The organism is Curtobacterium sp. MCBD17_032, from assembly GCF_003234855.1.
Taxonomy (GTDB): Bacteria; Actinomycetota; Actinomycetes; order Actinomycetales; family Microbacteriaceae; genus Curtobacterium.
On the sequence record NZ_QKTO01000003.1, the window covers coordinates 37,244 to 58,619 of the forward strand.

The 21,376-nt window shown below is 74.3% G+C and carries 17 protein-coding genes; 9 read left to right on the plus strand and 8 right to left on the minus strand.

The annotated features are described in order from the left end of the window. The first annotated feature begins 213 nt into the window (after positions 1 to 213). Genes DEI91_RS05675 through DEI91_RS05695 form a run of 5 tightly spaced genes read left to right on the plus strand, consistent with a single transcriptional unit; the run spans position 214 to position 6,026 of the window. Positions 214 to 1,524, plus strand: a complete 1,311-nt coding sequence (locus DEI91_RS05675) for a glycerophosphoryl diester phosphodiesterase membrane domain-containing protein (RefSeq protein WP_111051369.1) — start codon at positions 214 to 216, stop codon at positions 1,522 to 1,524. Then, entirely contained in the window at positions 1,485 to 2,300 is an 816-nt protein-coding gene (locus DEI91_RS05680; RefSeq protein ID WP_111051370.1) for a DUF4129 domain-containing protein, read from the plus strand. The genes DEI91_RS05675 and DEI91_RS05680 overlap by 40 nt, the downstream gene beginning before the upstream one ends. After that, complete coding sequence (locus DEI91_RS05685) at positions 2,297 to 3,676, plus strand: DUF4350 domain-containing protein (protein WP_111051371.1); 1,380 nt, start codon at positions 2,297 to 2,299, stop codon at positions 3,674 to 3,676. Before DEI91_RS05680 ends, DEI91_RS05685 begins: the two co-directional genes overlap by 4 nt. Further along, the gene (locus tag DEI91_RS05690; protein WP_375537667.1) at positions 3,673 to 4,662 is read left to right on the plus strand and encodes an AAA family ATPase; all 990 of its coding nucleotides are present in this window, start codon (positions 3,673 to 3,675) and stop codon (positions 4,660 to 4,662) included. Before DEI91_RS05685 ends, DEI91_RS05690 begins: the two co-directional genes overlap by 4 nt. Continuing rightward, positions 4,662 to 6,026 carry a DUF58 domain-containing protein gene (locus tag DEI91_RS05695; protein ID WP_111051372.1) on the plus strand — a complete coding sequence of 455 codons (1,365 nt, stop codon included), beginning with the start codon at positions 4,662 to 4,664 and terminating at the stop codon, positions 6,024 to 6,026. The genes DEI91_RS05690 and DEI91_RS05695 overlap by 1 nt, the downstream gene beginning before the upstream one ends. 43 nt (positions 6,027 to 6,069) lie before the next feature. Here the strand turns inward: DEI91_RS05695 and DEI91_RS05700 are convergent, their stop codons facing one another. Further along, positions 6,070 to 7,065 carry a stage II sporulation protein M gene (locus tag DEI91_RS05700; protein ID WP_111051373.1) on the minus strand — a complete coding sequence of 332 codons (996 nt, stop codon included), beginning with the start codon at positions 7,063 to 7,065 and terminating at the stop codon, positions 6,070 to 6,072. 122 nt (positions 7,066 to 7,187) lie between these two features. Here DEI91_RS05700 and DEI91_RS05705 point away from each other — a divergent pair, with 122 nt between their 5' ends. Then, positions 7,188 to 8,057, plus strand: a complete 870-nt coding sequence (locus tag DEI91_RS05705; protein ID WP_111051374.1) for an RDD family protein — start codon at positions 7,188 to 7,190, stop codon at positions 8,055 to 8,057. Positions 8,058 to 8,281: 224 nt separating this feature from the next. Here the strand turns inward: DEI91_RS05705 and ahcY are convergent, their stop codons facing one another. Beyond that, positions 8,282 to 9,760, minus strand: coding sequence for an adenosylhomocysteinase (ahcY, locus tag DEI91_RS05710; protein ID WP_111051375.1), 1,479 nt, complete (start codon positions 9,758 to 9,760; stop codon positions 8,282 to 8,284). A 33-nt stretch (positions 9,761 to 9,793) separates the two neighbouring features. Beyond that, positions 9,794 to 10,021, minus strand: coding sequence for a DUF3499 family protein (locus DEI91_RS05715; protein ID WP_111051376.1), 228 nt, complete (start codon positions 10,019 to 10,021; stop codon positions 9,794 to 9,796). 55 nt (positions 10,022 to 10,076) lie between these two features. Between DEI91_RS05715 and DEI91_RS05720 the strand changes: the two genes are divergently transcribed. Further along, positions 10,077 to 10,517, plus strand: a complete 441-nt coding sequence (locus tag DEI91_RS05720; protein WP_111051377.1) for a metallopeptidase family protein — start codon at positions 10,077 to 10,079, stop codon at positions 10,515 to 10,517. Positions 10,518 to 10,632: 115 nt separating this feature from the next. Here the strand turns inward: DEI91_RS05720 and DEI91_RS05725 are convergent, their stop codons facing one another. The 5 genes from DEI91_RS05725 to manA form a co-directional block, all read right to left on the minus strand. Continuing rightward, a complete protein-coding gene (locus DEI91_RS05725) occupies positions 10,633 to 12,030 on the minus strand; it encodes a DUF5719 family protein (RefSeq protein ID WP_111051378.1) in 1,398 nt (465 codons plus the stop codon). After that, positions 12,027 to 14,879, minus strand: a complete 2,853-nt coding sequence (locus tag DEI91_RS05730; RefSeq protein ID WP_111051379.1) for a glycosyltransferase family 2 protein — start codon at positions 14,877 to 14,879, stop codon at positions 12,027 to 12,029. Before DEI91_RS05730 ends, DEI91_RS05725 begins: the two co-directional genes overlap by 4 nt. A 91-nt stretch (positions 14,880 to 14,970) precedes the next feature. Beyond that, positions 14,971 to 15,303 (minus strand): WhiB family transcriptional regulator, encoded by a 333-nt coding sequence (locus DEI91_RS05735; protein ID WP_375537668.1) that lies wholly within the window; start codon positions 15,301 to 15,303, stop codon positions 14,971 to 14,973. 220 nt (positions 15,304 to 15,523) lie between these two features. Beyond that, a complete protein-coding gene (gene galE / locus DEI91_RS05740; RefSeq protein WP_111051381.1) occupies positions 15,524 to 16,486 on the minus strand; it encodes a UDP-glucose 4-epimerase GalE in 963 nt (320 codons plus the stop codon). Between the two features lie 70 nt (positions 16,487 to 16,556). Beyond that, positions 16,557 to 17,780, minus strand: a complete 1,224-nt coding sequence (manA, locus tag DEI91_RS05745) for a mannose-6-phosphate isomerase, class I (protein WP_111051382.1) — start codon at positions 17,778 to 17,780, stop codon at positions 16,557 to 16,559. 40 nt (positions 17,781 to 17,820) lie between these two features. On the opposite strand from manA, the gene DEI91_RS05750 reads away from it, so the two are divergent. Further along, complete coding sequence (locus tag DEI91_RS05750) at positions 17,821 to 19,956, plus strand: acyltransferase family protein (RefSeq protein WP_181439500.1); 2,136 nt, start codon at positions 17,821 to 17,823, stop codon at positions 19,954 to 19,956. A gap of 37 nt (positions 19,957 to 19,993) precedes the next feature. Further along, positions 19,994 to 21,373, plus strand: a complete 1,380-nt coding sequence (locus tag DEI91_RS05755) for an O-antigen ligase (RefSeq protein ID WP_111051384.1) — start codon at positions 19,994 to 19,996, stop codon at positions 21,371 to 21,373. The last annotated feature ends 3 nt before the right edge of the window (positions 21,374 to 21,376 follow it).

The following is a 21,376-nucleotide window of genomic DNA, read 5'->3' on the forward strand; positions in this document are numbered from 1 at the left end:
ATGGACACGGTCGCGTCGTCCGACGGCGACCGGACGACGGGGGGGCGGCGCATGGTCGACGGCGGATGGCACGTTCCGGGGGCGGGGACGCCCCCGGAGCACACGGGCGGCCCCGAGCGCGCGGCCGGCGCACCAGGGTGGCCTGCCCAGGGCGGTCAGGGCGGCCAGGGCGGTCAGGGCGGCCCGGGCGGTCAGGGCGGCCCGGGAGGCGCGGTGCACTCCCCCGCGTGGCCAGCGTCCGTCGGTGGGCCGGGAGGTCCGGGCCACCAGCCGCCACCGCTCCCGTCCGTCGCCGGGCCGGGCCCGCAGCCCGTCCGCCCGGTCATCCCGCTCCGTCCGCTCGGCCTCGGCGACGTGCTCGCCGGTGCCTTCACGGTCTTCCGCCGCAACGCCCGTGTGCTGCTGCTCTGGGCCGTGTTGCTCTCCGGCGTGCTGGGCCTCGTGTCCACACTCACGTCGGCCTTCGGGCAGCGCACCCTGCAGTCCCGCATGCTCGCGGCGGTGGACGGCACGGGTGACGCCGACACGATCATCGCGGGCACCGTGACGTTGTACGCCGTGCTGTCGATCGGCCTCCCGTTCCTGGCGTACCTGGCGCGCGGGTTCCTCGTCGCCCCGATCGCGGTCGACACCGGGCAGCGCGTCCTCGGACGGCGCGGGACGTTCCGGGGGCTGTGGGCACTGCTCGCCGGACGTCGGCGATCGGTCCTCGGGTGGATCCTGCTGCAGCTCGCCGGTGGGGTCGTGCTCGGGACGGTCTTCGTCCTGGTCGTGCTCGCGTTCGTGGCCGCCCTGTCCGCCGGTGACGGTGCCGTCGGGTGGTTCGTTCTGACGATCGTCGTGATGGTCCTCGGGTTCGCCGTGCTCGTCGCCTTCTTCACCACGCGCTTCGCCTTCACCGTCCCGACCATCGCGCTCGAGGGCCGCGGGGTCTTCTCGGCCGCCGGGCAGTCGTGGCGTCTCACCCGTGGCGCGTTCTGGCGGACCTTCGGGATCCTGCTGCTCGTGCAGGTGGTGCTGGCCGTCGCGGCGAGCATCGCCAGCGTCCCGCTGACCGTCGGGCTCACGCTGTTCTCCGGGGTGTTCGACCCGCTCGGCCAGACCGGCTCCTCGACCGCCGGAGGCCCGCCCTCGGTCGGCGCCGTCGTCACGCTCGCCATCGGCAGCCTGCTCGTGATCGCGGTGCAGTGCGTCACGGACGTGCTGACCGCGTCGATCACCACCTTCCTGACGATCGACCGGCGCATCCGGACCGAGGCGCTCGACCAGCGCATCGCCGCGCACCTGGAGACCGGGCAGCCGGCCGACCCCTTCGCGCCGTCGACTCCCGGGGACCGGCAGTCGTGGTCGCCCCGGCAGGCCTGGCCCGAGCAGCAGGGCTGGCAGCAACAGGGCTGGCAGCAACAGGGCTGGCCCGAACAGCAGGGCTGGCCCCAGCAGCAGCAGGGCTGGCCAGAGCAGCAGGGCTGGCCCGAGCAGCAGCGATGGCCCGAGCAGCAGGACCCGCCGAGCGGTCGCCCGTGACCGCGGTCGACCCGGACGAGGCCCGCCGCCTGCTCGAGCAGGAGCTCGGCCGCGCCGAGTACCGCGGGGCGCAGGAGACCTGGTGGGACCGTGCCTCCCGGGCCTTCCTCGACTGGCTCGGGTCCCTGCTGCCCGACGGTGACGGCACCACCACGTTCGGGCGGACGCTGCTCGTGATCGCGGTCGTCGTGCTCGTCGCCGTCGTGGTGCTCGTCGTGGTGACCCGTGGGCTGCCGCGCCGACGAGCACGGCTGCGCGGCGAGGACCCGGGCGGGGTGTTCGACGACGACGACCTCCGCTCGGCGAGTGCCGTCGCCGCTGCGGCCAGCGCTGCGTTCCGCGCCGGGGACTGGTCGACCGCGGTGCTCGAGGGGTACCGCGCGCTGGCCCGGGGGCTCGGCGAACGGGACCTGGTCACGGTGGTCCCCGGCGCCACCGCCCGTGCCATCGCGGACCGCGCCACGGTGCCGTTCCCCGCCCTCGGCACCGTGCTGCGGGACGCGTCGGACGCCTTCGACGCCGTCCGGTACCTCGGGGTCGACGCCGACGAGGACACCGCCCGCCGTGTGCTCGACGCCTCCGCGGCGGTGCGCGACGCCCGGCCGGTGCCGACGGGCGGACCCGACGGCCCGGGCGGACACCGCACGGGCACGGGCACCGGCACCGGCACGGGCACCGGCAGCGCCCCCGGTCCGGCGGGCCCCACTCCCCCGGCACGGTCTGCCGCCCGGACCGACGCCGACCGGACGGACGCCGACCCGGGGGTCCGCGCATGAGCACCACCGCGACGCGTCCGGCGGCACCGGCCGGAGCGGCTGCCGCCCTGTCCGGGCCGGCCCCGCGTGACCGTGCCCTGCGCATCGGTGCATGGGCCGCGGTGGTCGTCGTCGGGCTGCTCCTGGCGGTCCTGACCGCCATCGTCGGTCCCGGCCAGCAGCCGTCCGACGTCCCGCTCGATCCGTCGTCGACGACGGGCAGCGGCTCGCGGGCACTGGTGCGGGTCCTCGTCGAGCAGGGCACCGACGTCACGGTCGTCTCCGACGCCGACCGGATCGGCAGCGGTGAGGGCACCGTCCTCGTGGACGACTCGGCCGGGGTGCTCGCCCCGTCCGTCGCCCGCCGCATCGCCCGGACCGCGGCCGACGTGGTCCTCGTCACGACCGACCCCGGCGTCCTGGAGGCGTTCGACCTCGACGCGCGCCCGGCCGGCGGGTCCTCGACGGACACCACGGCGTCGACCGCGTCGTGCGCGATCGACGCCGCCCGCGACGCCGGGTCCGTCAGCACCGCCGGGGCCACCTACGCGACCGACGACCCCGAGGTGGTCCGCTGCGTCCCGTCCGGCACCGGGGCGGACCGTCGGTGGGGCCTTCTCCGCGCCGCGACCCCGGCCGGGCACGTCACCGTCGTCGGCACGACGGCGGCCTTCCGGAACGACACCGTGACCCGTGCGGGCAACGCGGCCCTGGCGCTCGGTCTGCTCGGTAGTCAGGAGGACCTGGTCTGGTACGTGCCGGCGGCCGGGAGCGCCGATGCCGCTCCCTCGCTCGGCGACCTCGCTCCGCCGTGGGTGCCGAGCGCGATCGGCGTGCTCGGCGTCGTGGCGGTCGCTGCGGCGGTCTGGCGCGGCCGACGACTCGGCCCCCTCGTGGTCGAGCGCCTGCCGGTCGTGGTCCGTGCCGCCGAGACCACCGAGGGACGCGCGCGCCTCGCCGCGCGGGTCCGCGACCGCACGCACACGCTCGACACGCTCCGGATCGCCGCGGTCCGCCGGATCGGGCGGCAGCTCGGCCTGCCCCGCTCCGCACACGTCGACGAGGTGGTGCGCCGGTCCGCCGCCGTGACCGGCCGCCCGGTCGGGCAGGTCGGAGCGGTGCTCGTCGGCGGGCCCACCGGCGACGACCGTGCGCTCGTCGCCGGCGCGGCCGCCCTCGACGACCTGGAGGACGCGGTCGGCCTGGCCGTCTCCGGGGACGTGCGCCGAGCCTCCCGGACGGCTCCGCCGAGGACCGCCGCCGACGCGATCCCCACTCCCCGCACAGGCGGGTCCGCGCGACCTGGTCCCCGGAACGGCGTCGCCGGCCGGGCCGCACCGCCGGCGCCCCCGTCCACGACACCGACCGCGCCCACACCACCAGGAGGACGACCGTGACCGACCTGCCCACCACATCCGGACCCCGCCCGGGCGGCGATCCCCTGCGCGAGGTCCTCGGTCGCGTCCGCACCGAGGTCGGCAAGGCCGTCGTCGGTCAGGAGGGCGCGGTCTCCGGCATGATCGTGGGCCTGCTCGCGCAGGGACACGTCCTGCTCGAGGGCGTCCCCGGCGTCGCGAAGACCCTGCTCGTGCGGAGCCTGGCCGCGGCGATGTCGCTCGACACGAAGCGCATCCAGTTCACCCCGGACCTCATGCCCGGCGACGTCACGGGCTCGCTCGTGTACGACGCCTCGACCGGGACGTTCCCGTTCCGCGAGGGGCCGGTGTTCACGAACGTGCTGCTCGCCGACGAGGTGAACCGGACGCCGCCGAAGACGCAGTCCGCGCTGCTCGAGGCCATGGAGGAACGCCAGGTCAGCGTCGACGGTGCCGCCCGGCCACTGCCCGACCCGTTCTTCGTCGCGGCGACGATGAACCCCATCGAGTTCGAGGGGACGTACACGCTCCCGGAGGCGCAGCTCGACCGCTTCCTCATGAAGCTCACGCTCGACCTGCCACCGCGCGACGTCGAGTGGCAGGTCCTCCGCCGGCACGCCGACGGGTTCGTGGCGCGGGACGTCCGTTCCGCCGGGATCGTGCCCGTCGTCGGTGTCGAGGAGGTCCGTGCCGCGCAGCGTGCCGTGCGGGGCGTCGGTGCCCGGGACGACGTGCTCGCGTACGTGGTCGACCTGGCCCGTGCCACCCGGCAGGCACCGTCGGTCCGCGTCGGGGTGAGCCCGCGCGGGTCGACCGCGCTCCTCGCCGCTGCGAAGGCCTGGGCCTGGCTGACCGGCTACGACGCCATCACGCCCGACCACGTGCAGGCGATGCTCCTGCCCGTCTGGCGGCACCGGCTCCGCATCGCGCCCGACGCCGAACTCGAGGGCGTCGGGGCGGACGGCGTGCTGCAGCAGGTGCTCGAGCAGGTCCGGGTGCCGATCTAGTGGCCGTCACCGGTCGGTTCGTCGCGCTCCTCGCCGTCGCGATCGTCCCCACCGTGTTGCTCGGCAGCGGGTGGGGCGGTCTCGCGTGGATCGGCCTCGTGGTGCTGGCCTCCGCCGTCGACCTCGTGTTGGCGGCCGACCTGCGGCTGGTGCGGGTGGAACGGCGGATGCCCCACCTCGCCCGCCGCGACACCACGGCCGAGGGGACGCTGGTGCTCGCCAACGACGGTCGGCGGGTGCTGCGGGCGGTGGCCCGGGACATGTGGGAGCCCTCGGCCGGCCACGGACCGCGTCGGATCCCGATGACCGTGCCCGGAGGCGAGCGCCGCACCGCCCGGATGCGGTTCGCCCCCTTCCGTCGCGGCCGACGCACCACCGCCGGGATCGCGCTCCGGGCAGCCGGCCCACTCGGACTCGCCGCGCGGCAACGGGTCGTCGCGGCGCCGGACGCCCTGGTGGTCACCCCGCCGTTCCGGTCGCGGCGACACCTGCCGTCGCGCCTGGCCCGCCTGCGGGAACTCGACGGCGAGACGACCCTGCAGCTGCGCGGGCACGGCACCGAGTTCGACTCCCTCCGCGACTACGTCCGCGGGGACGACGTCCGGTCGGTCGACTGGCGTGCCACGGCCCGGCGGCAGGACCTCGTCGTGCGGACCTGGCGGCCGGAGCGTGACCGCCGGGTCCTGGTCGTCGTCGACGCCGGTCGTGCCGGAGCCGGACGGGTCGACGACGAGCCCCGCCTGGACACCGCGATCGAGACGGCGCTGCTGGTCGGGGCGCTCGCCGCCGCCGCCGGGGACCGGGTCGACCTCGTCGTGCTCGACGACACCGTCCGGGGCCGCGTGCACGGCGCCACCCGGGCTGACGTCGTGCAGCGGTTCGGGGAGACCCTGGCCACCGCCGAGCCCGCCCTCCGCGCCACCGACTGGGCTGCGGTCCCGGCGATCGTCGACGCGGTGACCACGCAGCGGGCGCTCGTGGTGCTCGCGACGAGCCTCGACTCGGTGGGCGCGTCCGGCGACCTGCTCGCGGTGCTGCCCGTGCTCGGCCGCCGGCACGCCGTGGTCGTCACGTCGGTCGAGGACCCAGCCGTGGTGCGGATGGCCGCGACCGGTGGGACGACGGACGGCGCGGAGCCGGGCCTCGCGCGTCGGCGTGCCGGAAGGGACCGAGCCGGGTGGTCGCGGCGCGACGCCGACCAGGTGTACCGACGCGCCGCCGCGGAACGGACGCTGCTCGACGCCGACGGCGTCGCGGACGTCGCCCGCCGGGCGGGGGCCGAGGTGGTGCGGGGGCTGCCCGAGGACGTCCCACCGCGCACCGCGGACGCCTACATCCGGGCGAAGGCCTCCGGGAGGCTCTGAACCCGTCCGGTGGGCGGGTCGCGGCGGACGGGGGGATCGCTGGTCAGCCCGCGATGATCGCGGCGGCGCCGCGGTCGAACTCGTCGAGGTCCCCGCGCTCCCCCGCCCGGTACGCCCGACCGCCGAGCACCCACTGGTACGCCAGGACCAGGGCGAGCGCGACCGTCCCGATGCCGATCTTCACCGGCCACGGCCACTCCTGCCGGGTGACGGTGGCCTCGACGACCCCGGACAGCAGCAGCGTGAGCACCAGCCCGATCGCGACCGTGATCAGCGCCCGCCCGTCCTCGGCGAGGGCCTGTGCGCGGGTCCGCGCGCCGGGGGCGATCCACGACCAGGCGATCATGAGGCCGGCACCGCCCGCGAGGAAGATCGAGTACAACTCGAGCTGCCCGTGCGGTGCGATGTAGAGGAAGAAGTCGCCGAGCCGCCCCTGCGAGTGCATGATCGACGCCGAGACACCGAGGCTCACCGCGTTCTGCATGATCGCGTACGGCACGAACAGTCCGGTGATCCCGAACGCGACCATGCTCGCCGCGATGTACGCGTTGTTCGTCCAGACCTGCGCGGTGAAGGCACCGAGGCCGTGGTCCGAGTAGTAGTCGACGAAGTCCCGGGTCGCGTACTGCCGGAGCGCGGCATCCGTGCCGAAGGTGGCGACGGCGCCCGGCGTGGAGGCGATCCAGACCGCCGTGATGCTCGCGACGAGGACGGTCGCGACCGCGACCCAGACGGTCACCCAGCGGATGCGGTACAGCGCCGCGGGCAGCTGCAGTGCGAAGAACCGGGTCAGCACGGTCAGCGGGTCGGCCGGTGTCCCGGTGAACCGGAGCCGGGCGCGGTGCAGGGTCAGGGACAGCCGGTCCCCCGTGGCGGACCGGGGCGCGGCGGCCCGGATCCGCGCGAGGTCGGTCGCGGCGGCCTGGTACCCGGCGACCAGGCGGTCGACGTCGGCACCGGAGGACGGGTGGCGCCGGGCGAGCCGGTCGAGCTCCGCCCACCGCTCGCGGTGCACGTCCGCGTACGCGTCCAGGTCCATCCGTCTCCCCCTCGGTCCTCCGCCGCCGTCGGCCGTCACGGCGTCGACCGGCACGTCGCCCCCACCGTCACCCTGTCGAGCTCGTCCTGCCGCTCGTGGCACGCTTCCGCCAAGATGATCCCATGCCGAAGCGCAGCACGCCCCGCGACCTGGCGGACGGACGGTTCGTCCGCGCGCTCGACGACACCGACGACGCGCTCGTCGTCGGCGAGGCGGTCGCGCTCGACGTCGTCCCGGCGGGCATCGTGCTCCGTCTCGCGGCAGCGCTCCTCGACGCGCTCTGCCTCGGCGCGCTCCTCGTGATGTCGCTCATCGGCCTGTCGCGCGTCTGGCCGGCAGGCGTCGACGACGCCTGGGCCGCTGCGTCGCAGATCGCCGTCGTCGTGACCGTGTTCGTGCTCGTCCCCGCGGCCGTCGAGACGGCGACCCGGGGCAAGAGCGTCGGGCGGTACACGCTCGGGACGCGGGTGGTCCGACTCGACGGCGGCGCGGTGGCCTTCCGACACGCGTTCACCCGGTCACTGGTCGGTCTGCTCGAGCTCTGGGGCACCGTCGGGTCACTCGCGCTCGTGGTCGCCCTGTTCGGCTCCCGACCGCGCCGCCTCGGCGACCTGCTCGCCGGCACCGTGGTCCAGCACGAACGACTCCCGCGCTCCGCTGCCCCGTCGGTGTCATTGCCGCCGTCACTGGCAGGCTGGGCCCGCGTGGCCGACGTCCGAGCGCTGCCCCAGCGTCTCGAGAACCGGCTCGGCGCGTTCTTCCGCGGGGCCGGGTCCGTACGACCGGCGCACCGGGACGCCGCGGCCCGCGCCCTCGCGGCCGAGGTCGCCGAGTACGCGCACCCGGTCCCGCCGGTGCCGCCGGAGGAGTTCCTGGCCGGCGTCGTGGCGCTCCGACGACAGCGTGACGCCCGCGCGTTCAGCTCCCGGCTGCGCGCGCTCGACACGGCCACCGGTGTGGCGGGTGCCCGCCCGCCCGGCTTCCCGCGCTGACCGGCGCGGCCACGCTGACCGGCGCGGCCGCGCTGACCGGCTTCCCGAGCGTCGCAGCCACGCTGTCCGGCGGCGCCGTCTTGTCAGGCGGCACCGCGCTGTCCGGCGGCGCCGCGGACCGGCGTGGCCCGCGCACCGGCGGGGTCGCGCTCCCGGGCGCGGCCGACCGACCGACGGGCGTGAGCCGCGCCGACCGGCGGTACCGGTCGCGACCGCCGCCGGCGTCAGTACCGGTAGTGCTCGGGCTTGTACGGGCCTGCGACGTCGACACCGATGTACGCCGCCTGCTCCGGGCGGAGTTCGGTGAGCCGCACGCCGAGCGCGTCGAGGTGCAGGCGTGCGACCTTCTCGTCCAGGTGCTTCGGCAGCACGTACACGCCGGTCGGGTAGGCGTCGAGGCGCGTGTGCAGCTCGATCTGCGCGAGCACCTGGTTGGTGAACGAGTTGCTCATCACGAAGGACGGGTGCCCGGTCGCGTTGCCGAGGTTCATGAGCCGACCCTCGCTGAGCACCAGGACCGAGCGGCCGTTCGGTAGGCGCCACTCGTGCACCTGCGGCTTGATCTCGACCTTCTCGGCACCGGGCAGGCGCTCGAGGCCGGTCATGTCGATCTCGTTGTCGAAGTGCCCGACGTTCGCCACGATCGCGAGGTGCTTCAGCGCGAGCATGTCCTCGACACCGACGACGCCGAGGTTGCCCGTGCAGGTGACGACGATGTCGACCTCGCCGGCGACGTCCTGCAGCCGTGCGACCTGGTAGCCGTCCATCGCCGCCTGGAGCGCGCAGATCGGGTCCACCTCGCTGACGATGACGCGGGCGCCCTGGCCGCGGAGGGCCTCGGCGGCGCCCTTGCCGACGTCGCCGTAGCCGACGACGAACGCGACCTTGCCACCGATCAGGACGTCGGTGGCCCGGTTCAGCCCGTCGGGCAGCGAGTGGCGGATGCCGTACTTGTTGTCGAACTTCGACTTCGTCACGGAGTCGTTCACGTTGATCGCCGGGAACTTCAGCTCGCCGTTCCGGGCCAGCTCGTACAGCCGGTGCACGCCCGTCGTGGTCTCCTCCGTGACGCCCTGCACCTCGGCTGCGATGCGGGTCCAGCGGTCCGGGGACTCCTCGAGCGAGGCGGCGACCGTGGCCAGCACGATCTTCCACTCGGCGCTGGCGTCCGCACCGGCCTCGGGCACGCGGCCGGCTGCCTCGGCGTCGGCACCGGTGTGCACGAGCATCGTCGCGTCACCGCCGTCGTCGAGGATGAGGTTCGGCCCGGTCCAGTCCGCCCCGGCCGCCGCGGCCTCTGCGCTCCAGTCGAACACCTGGGTGGTGCACCACCAGTACTCCTCGAGCGTCTCGCCCTTCCAGGCGAACACGGGCACGCCGGCCGGCGCGTCGGGCGTCCCGGTCGGGCCGACGGCGATCGCGGCCGCGGCCTCGTCCTGCGTGGAGAAGATGTTGCAGCTCGCCCAGCGGACCTGCGCGCCGAGCGCGACGAGGGTCTCGATGAGGACGGCCGTCTGCACCGTCATGTGCAGGGAGCCTGCGATGCGCGCACCCGCGAGCGGCTGCGACGAGCCGAACTCCTCGCGCAGGGCCATCAGGCCGGGCATCTCGTTCTCGGCGAGGCGGATCTGGTGTCGGCCGGCCTCGGCCAGGGTGAGGTCGGCGACGCGGAACGGGACGGCTGCGCGGGTTTCGATCGGCATGCGGACCAGTGTCGCATGCGCCACCGACCCGGGTCAGGGCGCGGTGCGGTCCGGTGTCCTCGGTGGCGGGTCCCGCCGGACGACCTGCCACCCGCGGGGTACCCGGAGGGTCGCCGCATGTCGAGCGCAGAGGTCGTAGCCGTGCGGCTCGACGCGCGTGGACAGCGGTCCGACGACCACCATCGAGTCGGCGTAGTCGTACGTCAGGGTCGCCGAGGCGCCCGCGCCACAGGCGACCTTGCTGCAGATCCGTACGTCCATACCGCCTGCGACCCTACCGGCAGCCGCCGTGGGGGCCGCCGCGTACGATGGGCGGATGCGCCGCAAGCCCCCGCCCGTCCCGCGAGTCGACCGTGCCCGCGGCCGTTCCCGGCACGGCCGGGGCCACCGGTCGAGCGTGACCGGTCCCGAGCTCGCGCCGGTGACCACCCGCGCCGAGGTCTTCGACCGCATCGTCGGCGACACCGCGCACTACCTGGTCGGTCTCTGGCCGGAGGAACTCGCCGGCGTCGTCTTCCAGGTCGCCGACATGCCGCACGACACGTCCCTCCCGGACGCACTGCCACGGTGGCGCGTCGACCGCGTCGGCCGCCGCGTCACGGTGTTCCGGATCCCGGTGGAGCGCGTGACGCACAGCCCGGAGAAGGACGACGTGGACCGACGCATCGTCGTCGAGACCGCGGTGTTCCGCGCCGTCGCCGAGCTCATCGACAAGGACCCGTGGGACCTGGCACCCGACCGGTACCGGCACTGGTGACCCGGGCCTCCCGGTCGGTGCCGCGCTCGCAGCACCACCGTCGACGCCCTGCCGGACGTGGCCGGAGCCCGGTCCGCCCGACCCGCCAGGGGTGGACCCGCCAGGGGTGGACCCGCTAGGGGTAGACCCGCATCGGGCTGGACACCTCGGTGGCCGGCCGGACCGGGAAGCCGGCGATGCCGTCGTCGCCCTGGTACGAGACCCCGGCGACCAGTCCCGCCGCGCCGGTGATCGTCAGCTGCTGCGTGCTCGGCACGCGCACGGTCGCGGTGGCGCCGGAGGCGACCGCGACCTGCTGGGCGTCGTCGCCGGAGGCGATCGTGACGGTGGCGTCCTCGCGGGTGGGGTTGACCAGGTTGAGCCGGGCACCGGACCCGGCGGCGACCGCGGTGGTGGTCGTGTCGCCGAGCGGTTCCGCCGAGGCGAACCAGCCGAGGTCCGTCCGACCGTCCTCGGTCGGCGTCGTCGTGCGTGCCGCGGCGACGATCGGCACCGTCGAGGTGATCGTGAACGAGTACCGGCCGTCGGGGAAGTCGTCGAGCGGCACGTCGGTGACGATGCCCGGTTCCGCGGTGGCGTCCACCGTGGTGCCGCCGCCGTCCGCGGTCGTGATGCCGAGCGTCACCCGGGCGGTGCGGTCCCCGGGCACGTAGAGGCGGAGGACGGGTGCCGCGTCGGCGGTGTCCTCGCCACGCTGCGCGCCCTCGGCGTCGTCGAGCACGACCGCGGGGATGACCTGGGTCCGTGCCGGAGCGGCACCGCCCGAGACGATGTCGAACCCGCCGGGGGTGAGCGTCCGCACGACGGTCTCCTGCATGTGCGCGACGATCTGGCCGCCGGTCGAGGTGACGTGCACCACCGTCGCACCCTGGTCGGTGACGAAGCCGGCGAGCGGCACGACCTTCTGCGAGTTCGGCGCGACGACGATGCCGGTCGTGCCCGGGGCGCTGACCGTGCCCTCCGCATCGGCGATCGCGAGGTCCACGGTCGCGTTGACGTCGGTGGGGTTGGCGAGCGTGACGAGGCTGGTCCGGCCGGTCTCCGTGGAGCCGCCCAGCAGCCAGGTCGACTGCGACGGGTCCTCGCACGACGCCGCCCCGGTGCCGACCAGGTCGCCGTCGGACACGCTCTGGACGCTGCTCCCCGCGACCTGCGGCGCGGTGTCCCCGGCCGGGGCGGTGAGCAGGGTCGGCTCGCTGCCGCCGGTGTTCGACCCCTCGAGCCGGCTCCGCTCCACGCCCGTACCCGTGGTGGCGCTCGCGATCTCCGGTGAGCCGACCGCGCTCGCCCGGGTGGCGTCGTTGCCGGCGTCGTCGGACAGCCGGAGCGCGCTGCCCGCGCAGACGCGTTCCGCCGCGGCCGGGACCGGGGTCACCGTCCGACCTGCGGGGTGACCAGGCGTCACGGTGGTGCCGATCGTGTGCGCGGCGGCGATCGTGCCGGCGGCGACGACGACGGCGACGGCGGTCGCGGTGCCGCGGAGCGCCCAGCGGCGCGCGGTGCTCGTGCTCATTCGTCACGCTCCTCGTCGAAGGTGGTGGCGGGTTCGTCGGCCTCGATGACGTTCGAGGTGGCACGGCGTCGCCGGGGTGCGGTCGGGACGGCGAGCAGCGCGGCGGCGCCGAACACGATCCCGATCACCACGAGGTACAGCACGTGCGTGGCCTTCGCGGCGGCGGACCCGGTGCTCGTCCGGTCGACGTCGCCCTCGTAGTGGAAGAGCGCACCGTTCGTCGTCTCACCGATGCTCGTGAAGAGCGCGTTCTGCCCGATCGCCCCGGCCGCACGGTCGTGCACCGCCCGGGCCTCGAGGTCGTCGGGGGCGTCGTCGAGCAGCACGAAGCTGACGCCGAGTTCCCGCAGCGCGGGCTCCGGGTCGTAGCCGCTGCGGCTCGCGAGGTTGCCCGCGAGCGTCGCCAGTCGTGCACCGGACCGGCTGAGCGACAGCGCGGTCGCGTCGAGCGTCGACTGGTCGTCCAGCGTCGACCCCTGCCCGCGTTCGAGGGCGACCGCGAGCGAGCCGTCGGTCTGCGGCTGCACGACGAGGGTGCCGACGTCCGGGTTCGCCTGCGCCTCGGCGTTGACGTACGCGCTCAGCACCCGGCCGGAGGTCGGCTGGATCGCCGCACGGTCGAGGTAGAAGGCGGCGAACGCGGGCGCGACGGCGACGGCGGCGAAGACGCTCGCGACGAGCCCGACGACCGGGGCCGCGCGCGGCACGGTGTCGATGCCGATGCAGGCGGCGAGCACGAGCGCGAGCGCCATGACGGAGAGCGCGCTGCCCGGCCAGACGATCGTCGTCGTCGACCCGACACCGGTGACGGCGAGGTGCGTGGCGCCGAAAGCGGTCGCGTAGCCGACGAGCGCGGCGACGAGCGCGGTCGCCGCCAGGGTCCAGCGGTGTCCGAGCACGGCACCGAGGGCACTCGCTGCGACCGGCAGCGCCAGGACCGCCATCGCGACCGGCAGCACCACGGTGCCGAGGCCGAGGGGCGCGGTCGCGGACAGCCAGCCGTTCCAGTCCGGCAGCGGCTGCCCGATCGCGAGCTGGAGTGCGCTCGGCGCCGGTGTGGCCGTCGGCACGCCCGGGTCGGCGAACACGGCGAGCGGGTTCCCCCTGCCCACCTGAGCGAGGACCAGCGGCAGGAACAGCACGGCCGCCGGGACCGGCACGAAGACGCGTCGGTGCGCATGCCGGAAGCCGACCACGAGGGCGACCAGCCACCCGACGAGCAGCACCGGCAGGAGCGACGGTGCCGAGGCGGCGACGACCGCGAAGAGCAACGCGGCACCCGAGGCGGACGCCCAGGAGCGGTGCGCCTCGACGAGCGTCAGGACGAGCCAGGGCAACAGGACGTGTGCGATCACGGCGCCGAGGTGACCGGAGGTGACCGCACCGACGAGCGCGGGGGCGAGCGTGTAGAGCACGGCGCCGATGACCGGCACCCAGGTCCGCGTCGTCACCTTGCGCACGGCCCCCCATGCCCCGAGCGCGGCGAGCGGGAAGGAGAGCAGCATCACGATGACGACCGACGTGGACGGCGACCAGAACGTGATCGACCCGAGGACGGCGAGCACCGCGGCGAACGGATCGGACGGTCCGGTGAAGCCGGTGCCGAGGGAGTGCCAGCCGTACCCGACGTTCCGCCAGAGGTCCTCGACGTCGGTGCTGAGCGGCAGGAGCCCGCCGCCGGTGAGCGCCGGGGAACCGAGCAGGGGGAACGAGGTCACGACGCTCAGCACGACCGCGGCGAGCACGACCCAGACACCGCCGTCGCCGAGGAAGGACGCGCGGGCGACCGGTGCGTCCTCCGCCCGTGCGAGTTCGACGTCCCGCGAGGTCGTCCGGTGTTCGTGCACCCGTCGCCAGCTGACCCGGAGGGGTTCGATGGCCGCCCACCCGGTCTTCCGGTTCGCGGCCAGGGTGCGCCGGGCACGTCGGACACCACCGCCGAAGGCGACCGCCAACGCCGCGGCCAGTTCGCCGCCGACCGCTGCGGGGTGCTTCGCCACGAGGTGCCCGATCGCGCGGCCCAGGGCGAAGGGCAGGAGCGTGAGCCAGTGCAGCCAGAGCACACCGGCGGGTGCGTAGGTGAGCCGGCGGTGCAGCTGTGCCTGCCGGTGCATCCGCACGCGGCGACGCTCGGAGACCCTGGCGCGGCCGAACTCCTCGATCGGCCCGGCGCTGGTGGCGCGGGCCTCGGGCACGACGGCGACGCGGTGTCCCGCGAGTCGCGCGCGGACGGAGAAGTCGAGGGCCGCGTCCACGTCGGGCAGCGCCGGGTCGAACCCGCCGAGGCTGTTCCACACGGACCGCCGGACGAGCATGCCGCCGGCCGAGACGCCGAGCACGTCGGTCTGCCGGTCGTGCTGCCCCTGGTCGAGTTCGTCCTGCACCAGGGTGACGGAGCGCCCGAGACGGGTCATGCTCTCGCCGAACGCCGCGATGCGCGCCGGGTCGTCGACGTGGACGAGCTTGGGACCGGCGATCGCGACCGACGGGGCGATCTCGACGGCCGCCAGGAGCGCGGCGAGGGTGCCCGGTGTCGGGCTGTTGTCGTGCCCGACGAGCCAGAGCCACTCGTCGACGCCGTCCTCGGGGTCGGCGCGGGGGGCCACCCGTTCGCCGTGGCGCACGGCCTCCCCGAACGGTCGACCGGCCGGGATCCGGGAGAGCTGGGCACTGCCGCCGAACGAGAGTTCCGAGGTCGAGCCGTCGGTGGACCCGACGTCGACGACGACGAGCGCCTCGGGCGGACGGGTCTGCGCAGCGAGGGCGTTCAGCGTGCGGTCGAGGTGGTCCGCCGCGTCGGCGGCGACGAGGATCGCTGTGACGTGACGTGAGGAGGCACTGGGCTGCATGACGGCGCCACTCTACGGGCCGGGAGGCGCGGTGCCGGTGGGTGGGGCGGCGCGTTGCGAAGGTGGCCGACGGGTCGTCGGCCGCGCGCGCTCAGGCGCGCTTGCGCAGCTTCCGACGCTCACGTTCGGAGAGGCCGCCCCAGATCCCGAAGCGCTCGTCGTTCTCGAGGGCGTACTCGAGGCACTGCGCCCGGACCTCGCAGGAGGTGCAGATCTTCTTCGCCTCGCGGGTGGAGCCGCCCTTCTCGGGGAAGAACGCCTCGGGGTCGGTCTGCGCACAGAGCGAGTCCACCTGCCACGAGAGCGGGTTCTCGTCGTCGGCGTCGGTCGTGCGGCGGACACCCGGCACACCGAGCGCCACGGGGTCGACGTGCCAGTCGTCCGGTACTCCGGCTTCGAAGTCGGATGCACTCACCCTGATCACCCCTTGACGTCTCGGTTGCGGCCCTGACGACGATGCCGTCGGTGTAATTACAGCGGTGTGATTCCCCGGAGTCAAGTCGCGGATCATAGGAGGCCCTCCGCGTTCCGCCGTGGCATGTCCCCCATTCGGGCGTGTCGCATCGGGTCCGGACCCGTTCCGGGGGACACGGATCGACCCGCGTGGCCGGTGCAGCCACCCGGTCGACGCGCGCGGCGCCCGGTCAGGCGGCGTGCCGGCGGGCCTCCCAGGCACTCGTCACCATGTCGTCGAGCGTGTGCCGCATCGCCCACTCGAGGTCCCGTGCGGCGGCCTCACCGGTCGCGACGATGCGGGCCGGGTCGCCGGCGCGCCGCGGCGCGATCTCGGGTCGGAAGTCGATGCCGGTCCCCCGGGCCATCGCGTCCATGATCTGCCGGACGCTGACGCCGTCACCGCTGCCGAGGTTGTACGCGCGCTGCAGCGGTTCGCCGGACTCGAGCTTCCGGGCCGCGACCGCGTGCGAGTGCGCGAGGTCCGCGACGTGGACGTAGTCGCGGACACAGGTCCCGTCCGGCGTCGCGTAGTCGTCACCGTTGATCCGCGGCGTCCGACCCGCGAGCAGGGCGTCGAAGACGAGTGGGAACAGGTTGTGCGGGCTCGCGTCGTACAGGTCCGGCTCCCCCGACCCGACGACGTTGAAGTAGCGCAGCGAGGTCGTCGTGAAGCCGCGCGCGACCTCCATGTCCCGCAGCAGCCACTCGCCGATCAACTTCGACTCACCGTAGGGCGACTCCGGTGCCTTCGGGGTCTCCTCCACCACGACGTCGACGTCCGGCGTGCCGTAGACCGCGGCGCTCGACGAGAAGACGACCTTGTCGACCCCGGCCTCGGCCGTGGCGCGGAGGAGCGTCGCCATCCCGGTCACGTTCTGCTCGTACGTGTGCAGCGGGCGCTCGACCGACACCCCGGCGTACTTGAACCCGGCGACGTGCACGACCCCGGTCACGCCGTGGTCCCGCATCGTGCGTTCGAGGAGCGCGCCGTCGAGGATCGTGCCCTGGACGAACGGGACGTCATGCGGCACGAACGCCCGGAAGCCGCTCGACAGGTCGTCGTACGCGACCGTGTCGATGCCCGCCGCGCCGAGCGCTCGGACGACGTGGGACCCGATGTACCCGGCACCGCCGGTGACCAACCAACTCATGCCGCCACGCTAGCGGAACGGGCCGCCGCCACCCGGGTCGGTGGCCCCCGGGGCGGTGGGACCCCCGCCGTCACGCGCCGGTCGCGATGAACACCGTGGCGGTGGTCCCGCTGCCGGCGTCGGCCTCGACCGTGACGTCGCCCTCGTCGGGCGTGATGTAGCAGGACTCCCCCTGCCGGAGCAGCGTCGCCGAGTGCGCTCCGACCAGGGTGACGACGCCCTCGGTGCAGATCGCGATCGACGGTCCGTCCAGCGGTGCGGTCCCACCGGTCCCGAGACCGACCGGTCGCCCCTCGCTCGTGACGCGGAGCAGCGCGAAGCCGACACCCTCGGGCGCGAAGCGGTCCACGGCGGGCGCGAGGTGTTCGGGCTCGAGGAGCGGCGCCGGGTGCGCGGCGAAGTCGAGCACCCGGAGCAGCTCCGGCACGTCGACGTGTTTCGGCGTCAGGCCACCCCGGAGGACGTTGTCCGAGGGCGCCATGAGCTCGATGCCGAGCCCGTCGAGGTAGGCGTGGATGTTCCCGGCGGGCAGGTACATCGCCTCGCCGCGGGCGAGCGTCACCCGGTGCATGAGGAGCGACACCACGACGCCCGGGTCGTCGGGGTAGGTGCGGGCGAGGTCCGCCGCCGTCGCGGTGTTCGGTGTGACCGAGCCGTCCGGACCGGCGGCGGCGACGGCCTCGACCGCGAGGTGCCCGACCGCGCCGATGACCGCACGGGCCGAGTCGTCGGTCTCCTCGAGCCACCGGACGGTGTCCTCGAGCCCGTGCTGCAGGTGCACGACGAGTGGGCCGAGACGGCCGGAGTCGGCGTCGAGCGCCTCGACCTCGGCGAGCGCCTCGGCCACCGGGCGGAAGCCGCTCAGCGCCTCGAACCGCTCGCTCAGGGCGACGACGAGTTCCGGCTTCGGGAACGGGTCCTTGTAGTTGCGCGCCGGGTCGTCGAGCGGGACCCCGGCGGCTTCCTCGCGGTCGAAGCCCTCCCGGGCCTGCTCGGGGGTCGGGTGCGCCTGCAGCGACAGCGGTGCCGCGGCGGCGAGGACCTTGAGCAGGAACGGCAGACCATGACGGTCCGCGCCGAGGGCGACCTCCGGTTCCGCGGTGATCCAGTCGAGGAGCGTGTCCGCGCCGCCGACCGTCGCGGGGTTCACGACCACGCTGGGGCTGCCCGCGTGGGCCCCGAGCCAGAGTTCGGCCTGCGGGACGCCGGTGACGGTCCGTCCGAGCAGTTCGGGGATCGCGGAGACGGACCCCCAGGCGTAGTCGCGCGGGGTGTTCGTGATGCCGAGGAACATGCGCCCGAGCCTACCGGCGACCACCGTAGACTCTCGGCTGATGACTGCGAGCACGGTGGAGTCGCCGACCCGACGATCGCGTCGCACCCCCGGGGCGCGACGCGACGACCGGACCCGCTGGGACGTCCAGGGGCTCCGCGCGTTCGCGGTGGTCGCCGTCGTGCTCTACCACCTGTGGCCGAACCGGCTCCCCGGCGGGTTCGTCGGCGTCGACGTCTTCTTCGTCATCTCCGGCTACCTCATCACCGGCCACCTGCTGCGCGAGGTCGTCGCCACGGGTCGGGTCCGGCTCGGTCGGTTCTGGTCCCGGCGGGCGCGACGGCTGCTCCCGGGTGCGTTCCTGACGATCGCGGCGACCGGCGTCGCGGTCCTGCTGTGGGTACCGAGCGCACTGTGGGGGCAGTACGGCCGGGAGCTCATCGCGTCGACGGTCTACGTGCAGAACTGGCAGCTCGCGGCGGACGCGGTCGACTACCTCGCGCAGGGGAACCAGCCGTCGCCGTTCCAGCACTTCTGGTCGCTGTCGGTCGAGGAGCAGTTCTACATCGCCCTCCCGCTCCTGCTGCTCGCCGCGGTCTGGCTGTCCCGCCGTGTCGGGCGGAGCGGCACGTCACCGGTGGTCACCGCGCGGGTCGTGCTCGGCGCGGTCGTCGTCTGCTCGCTCGCTTGGAGCATCGCGCAGACCGAGACCGCGGCCGGGGTCGCCTACTTCTCCACGGCCACCCGCGCCTGGGAGTTCGCCGTCGGTGGCCTCGCCGCCACCGTCCCGCTCGCCGCCGCCGCGCGCACGGCAGCGGGACGCTGGTGCTCGGTGCTCGGCGCCTGGGCGGGAGCCGTGGGACTCGTCGTCGCCCTCTTCGTCATCACACCGGCCACCCCGTACCCGGGCGTCGCCGCGGTCCTGCCGGTCGCCGCGGCCGGCCTCGTGGTCCTCTCCGGTGGACGCTCCGGCCTCCAGGCCGTGGGTCGGCTGGCGCCGATCGCCTTCGCCGGTCGCATCTCGTACGCCGTGTACCTCTGGCACTGGCCGGCGATCGTGCTCCTGCCGATCCTCACGCGCCACGAACTCACGACGAAGGACAAGGTCGCGGTCCTCGTCGGCACAGCCGTCGTCGCGTCGGTCACGACCCTGCTCGTCGAGGAGCCGATCCGGTCCTCGTCCCGGGTGTCGGCGCTCCGACCGCGCCGGGTCGCCCTGTACGGCGCGATCGGCACCGTGCTCGTCGTCGCGCTCGGAGCGGCCACCCTCACCGCACTCCACGTCCAGCAGGTGCAGGCGGCGCAGTTCGCCGAACGCCTCGCTCGCGGTGACGTCCCGTGCTACGGCGCGGCGGCCCGCATCTCGTCGCCGGAACCCTGTGTCAACCCGGCACTCGCCGACGTCCGGGTGCCGGCAGCGGCGAACGCGCTGGGTGACGACGCGAACCGCCCCGCGTGCTGGTCGAACGACTCCAGCGCCTTCAACGTCTGCCGGCTGGGCCCCGCCTCCGGGTACACGGAGCACCTCATCGCGATCGGCGATTCGCACAACAACGTGCTCGTCGACACCTACGAGCGGATCGCCCAGGCCAGGAACTGGCGGATCGACGTCGCGGGGCACACGAGCTGTTACCTGACGACCGCCGTGCAGGTCGCGAACACGCAGGAGCAGATCGACGACTGTGCCGCCTGGAAGCAGAACGCGATGACGTACCTCCGGTCGCACGCCGACCTCGATGGCCTGGTCGTCACGCACTCGACCGGCAACGGTCCCGTCGTCGCCGCCGCCGGCCGTTCCTCGGAGGACACCGTGGTCGACGGCCTGGTCGACGCCTGGCGAGCGGCGGCCGACGTCGGCATCCCGATCGTTGCCATCCGGGACAACCCGACGGCCCGTACCGACGTCGTGGCGTGCGTCGGCCAGATGTCGGGTCCGACGACGGACGCGTGTGACAGCACCCGCGACGACGCCCTCGGCCTGTTCGACGGCAGCGAGCAGGCCGCCGCCCGGATGCCCGGCGCGGCCAGGGTGGTCGACCTCACGCAGTACTACTGCACGTCCACGACCTGCCCTGCCGTGATCGGCGGGGTCCTCGTCCACCGGGACCGCACGCACCTCACCAACACGTTCGCGGTGACGCTCGCGCCCTACCTCGGTGACGAGATCGCCGACGCACTCCGGGCGCTGCGGCGGTGACGCCGTCCGGCTTCCGCCTGCCGGGTACCCTGACGTCGTGACGAACACCTGGCCGCTCTCGCGTGGGACCGTACCCGAGCGGGAAGCCCACGCCTTCGCCGTGGCCGTCCTCTCCGTGCTCTTCGCCGGCGACGCCGTGCCGAACACCCTCACCTGGTACGGCGCCGCCGTGGTCTGGGCGGCGCTCGGGGCGGGGGGCGTCTCCGTCCTCGTCCGGGCACGGCCCCCGCTGACCCGGACTCCCCTGGCGCTCTGGGTGTTCCTGGCCTGGTGCCTGGTGTCCGTGGTGTGGTCGCACTGGCGTCCGGCGACCCTCGCGAGCATCACCGCGCAGGTCCTCTGCGCGGCGGTCGCGTTCGCGATCGCGTCGACACTGACCTGGCGTCGCATCCTCGACGCGCTGAGCGTCGCGATGCGGTGGGTGCTCCTGCTCTCGCTGGCGTTCGAGGCCGTCGTCGCCGTCGTGGTCCGGCACCCGATCGCACCGATCTGGACGGACTACGGCGACCGCGACGTCCCGGACGCGTTCTACTCGTCGCGGGCCGAACTCCTCACCGGCGGACGCATCCAGGGCCTCCCGGGCAACGCGAACCTGCTCGCCATGGTCGCCCTGCTCGCCCTCATCGCCGTGGCCGTCCAGTTCGCCGAGGGCCGGATCCGCCGCACGCGGGCGGTCGGTTGGGCGGTCCTGGCGGTCGCGGTCCTGCTCCTCACCCGGTCGTCGACCGTCCTGGCAGCTGCCGTCGTCGTCGCCGTGGTCGCCGCCGTCGCGCTCTGGATCCGGGGCGTCCCGACGGAACGACGCACTCCGCGGTACCTGGCCGTCCTCGTCGGCGCGGGGATCGTCACCACCGCGGCGGTGCTCACCCGCGGCGCGGTGTCCGAGCTGCTCGGCAAGGGTGCCGATGCGACCGGGCGTGGCCGGATCTGGGAGCAGGTGCTCGGTCTGGTCGACCAGCACCCGGTCCTCGGCTGGGGGTGGATCGGGTACTGGTGGCCGTCCATCCCGACGCTCGCCGACCTCGCGCACCGCAAGGGTGTCACCTACCTGCAGGCCCACGATGCCTACCTCGACGTCTGGATGCAGACCGGCATCATCGGCCTGCTCCTGTTCGCGGTCTACGTCACGACGACCGCCGGTCGGGCCTGGGCCTCCGCCACCCGCGTCGGGTACGACAGCGCCCTGTCCCCGCGTCCGTTCGAACCGGTCTCGCTCCTGCCGCTGCTGGTGGTGGTCGCCCTGCTCGTGCAGTCCGTGGCCGAGTCCCGTCTGCTCTACCAGGGGTACTGGGTCCTCTTCGCCCTGCTGGCGATCAAGGCCCGGGTGGTCCTGGTCGGCGAGGAGCCGGCGTCGACGGGCGACGGCATGCGCGTCCCCTCCGCTCGTCGCGAGTTCCGGCAGCCGGCGACGGACTGACCG

Bases quoted from the DNA above. Each gene is read 5' to 3' on its own strand.
- DEI91_RS05725 (WP_111051378.1), bottom strand. From the start codon at position 12,030: ATGAGCACGAGCACCGCGCGCCGCTGGGCGCTCCGCGGCACCGCGACC.
- DEI91_RS05680 (WP_111051370.1), top strand. From the start codon at position 1,485: ATGGCCCGAGCAGCAGGACCCGCCGAGCGGTCGCCCGTGACCGCGGTC.
- DEI91_RS05730 (WP_111051379.1), bottom strand. From the start codon at position 14,879: ATGCAGCCCAGTGCCTCCTCACGTCACGTCACAGCGATCCTCGTCGCC.
- DEI91_RS05750 (WP_181439500.1), top strand. From the start codon at position 17,821: ATGACTGCGAGCACGGTGGAGTCGCCGACCCGACGATCGCGTCGCACC.
- DEI91_RS05720 (WP_111051377.1), top strand. From the start codon at position 10,077: ATGCGCCGCAAGCCCCCGCCCGTCCCGCGAGTCGACCGTGCCCGCGGC.
- ahcY (WP_111051375.1), bottom strand. From the start codon at position 9,760: ATGCCGATCGAAACCCGCGCAGCCGTCCCGTTCCGCGTCGCCGACCTC.
- DEI91_RS05700 (WP_111051373.1), bottom strand. From the start codon at position 7,065: ATGGACCTGGACGCGTACGCGGACGTGCACCGCGAGCGGTGGGCGGAG.
- DEI91_RS05715 (WP_111051376.1), bottom strand. From the start codon at position 10,021: ATGGACGTACGGATCTGCAGCAAGGTCGCCTGTGGCGCGGGCGCCTCG.
- manA (WP_111051382.1), bottom strand. From the start codon at position 17,780: ATGTTCCTCGGCATCACGAACACCCCGCGCGACTACGCCTGGGGGTCC.
- DEI91_RS05705 (WP_111051374.1), top strand. From the start codon at position 7,188: ATGCCGAAGCGCAGCACGCCCCGCGACCTGGCGGACGGACGGTTCGTC.
- DEI91_RS05685 (WP_111051371.1), top strand. From the start codon at position 2,297: ATGAGCACCACCGCGACGCGTCCGGCGGCACCGGCCGGAGCGGCTGCC.
- galE (WP_111051381.1), bottom strand. From the start codon at position 16,486: ATGAGTTGGTTGGTCACCGGCGGTGCCGGGTACATCGGGTCCCACGTC.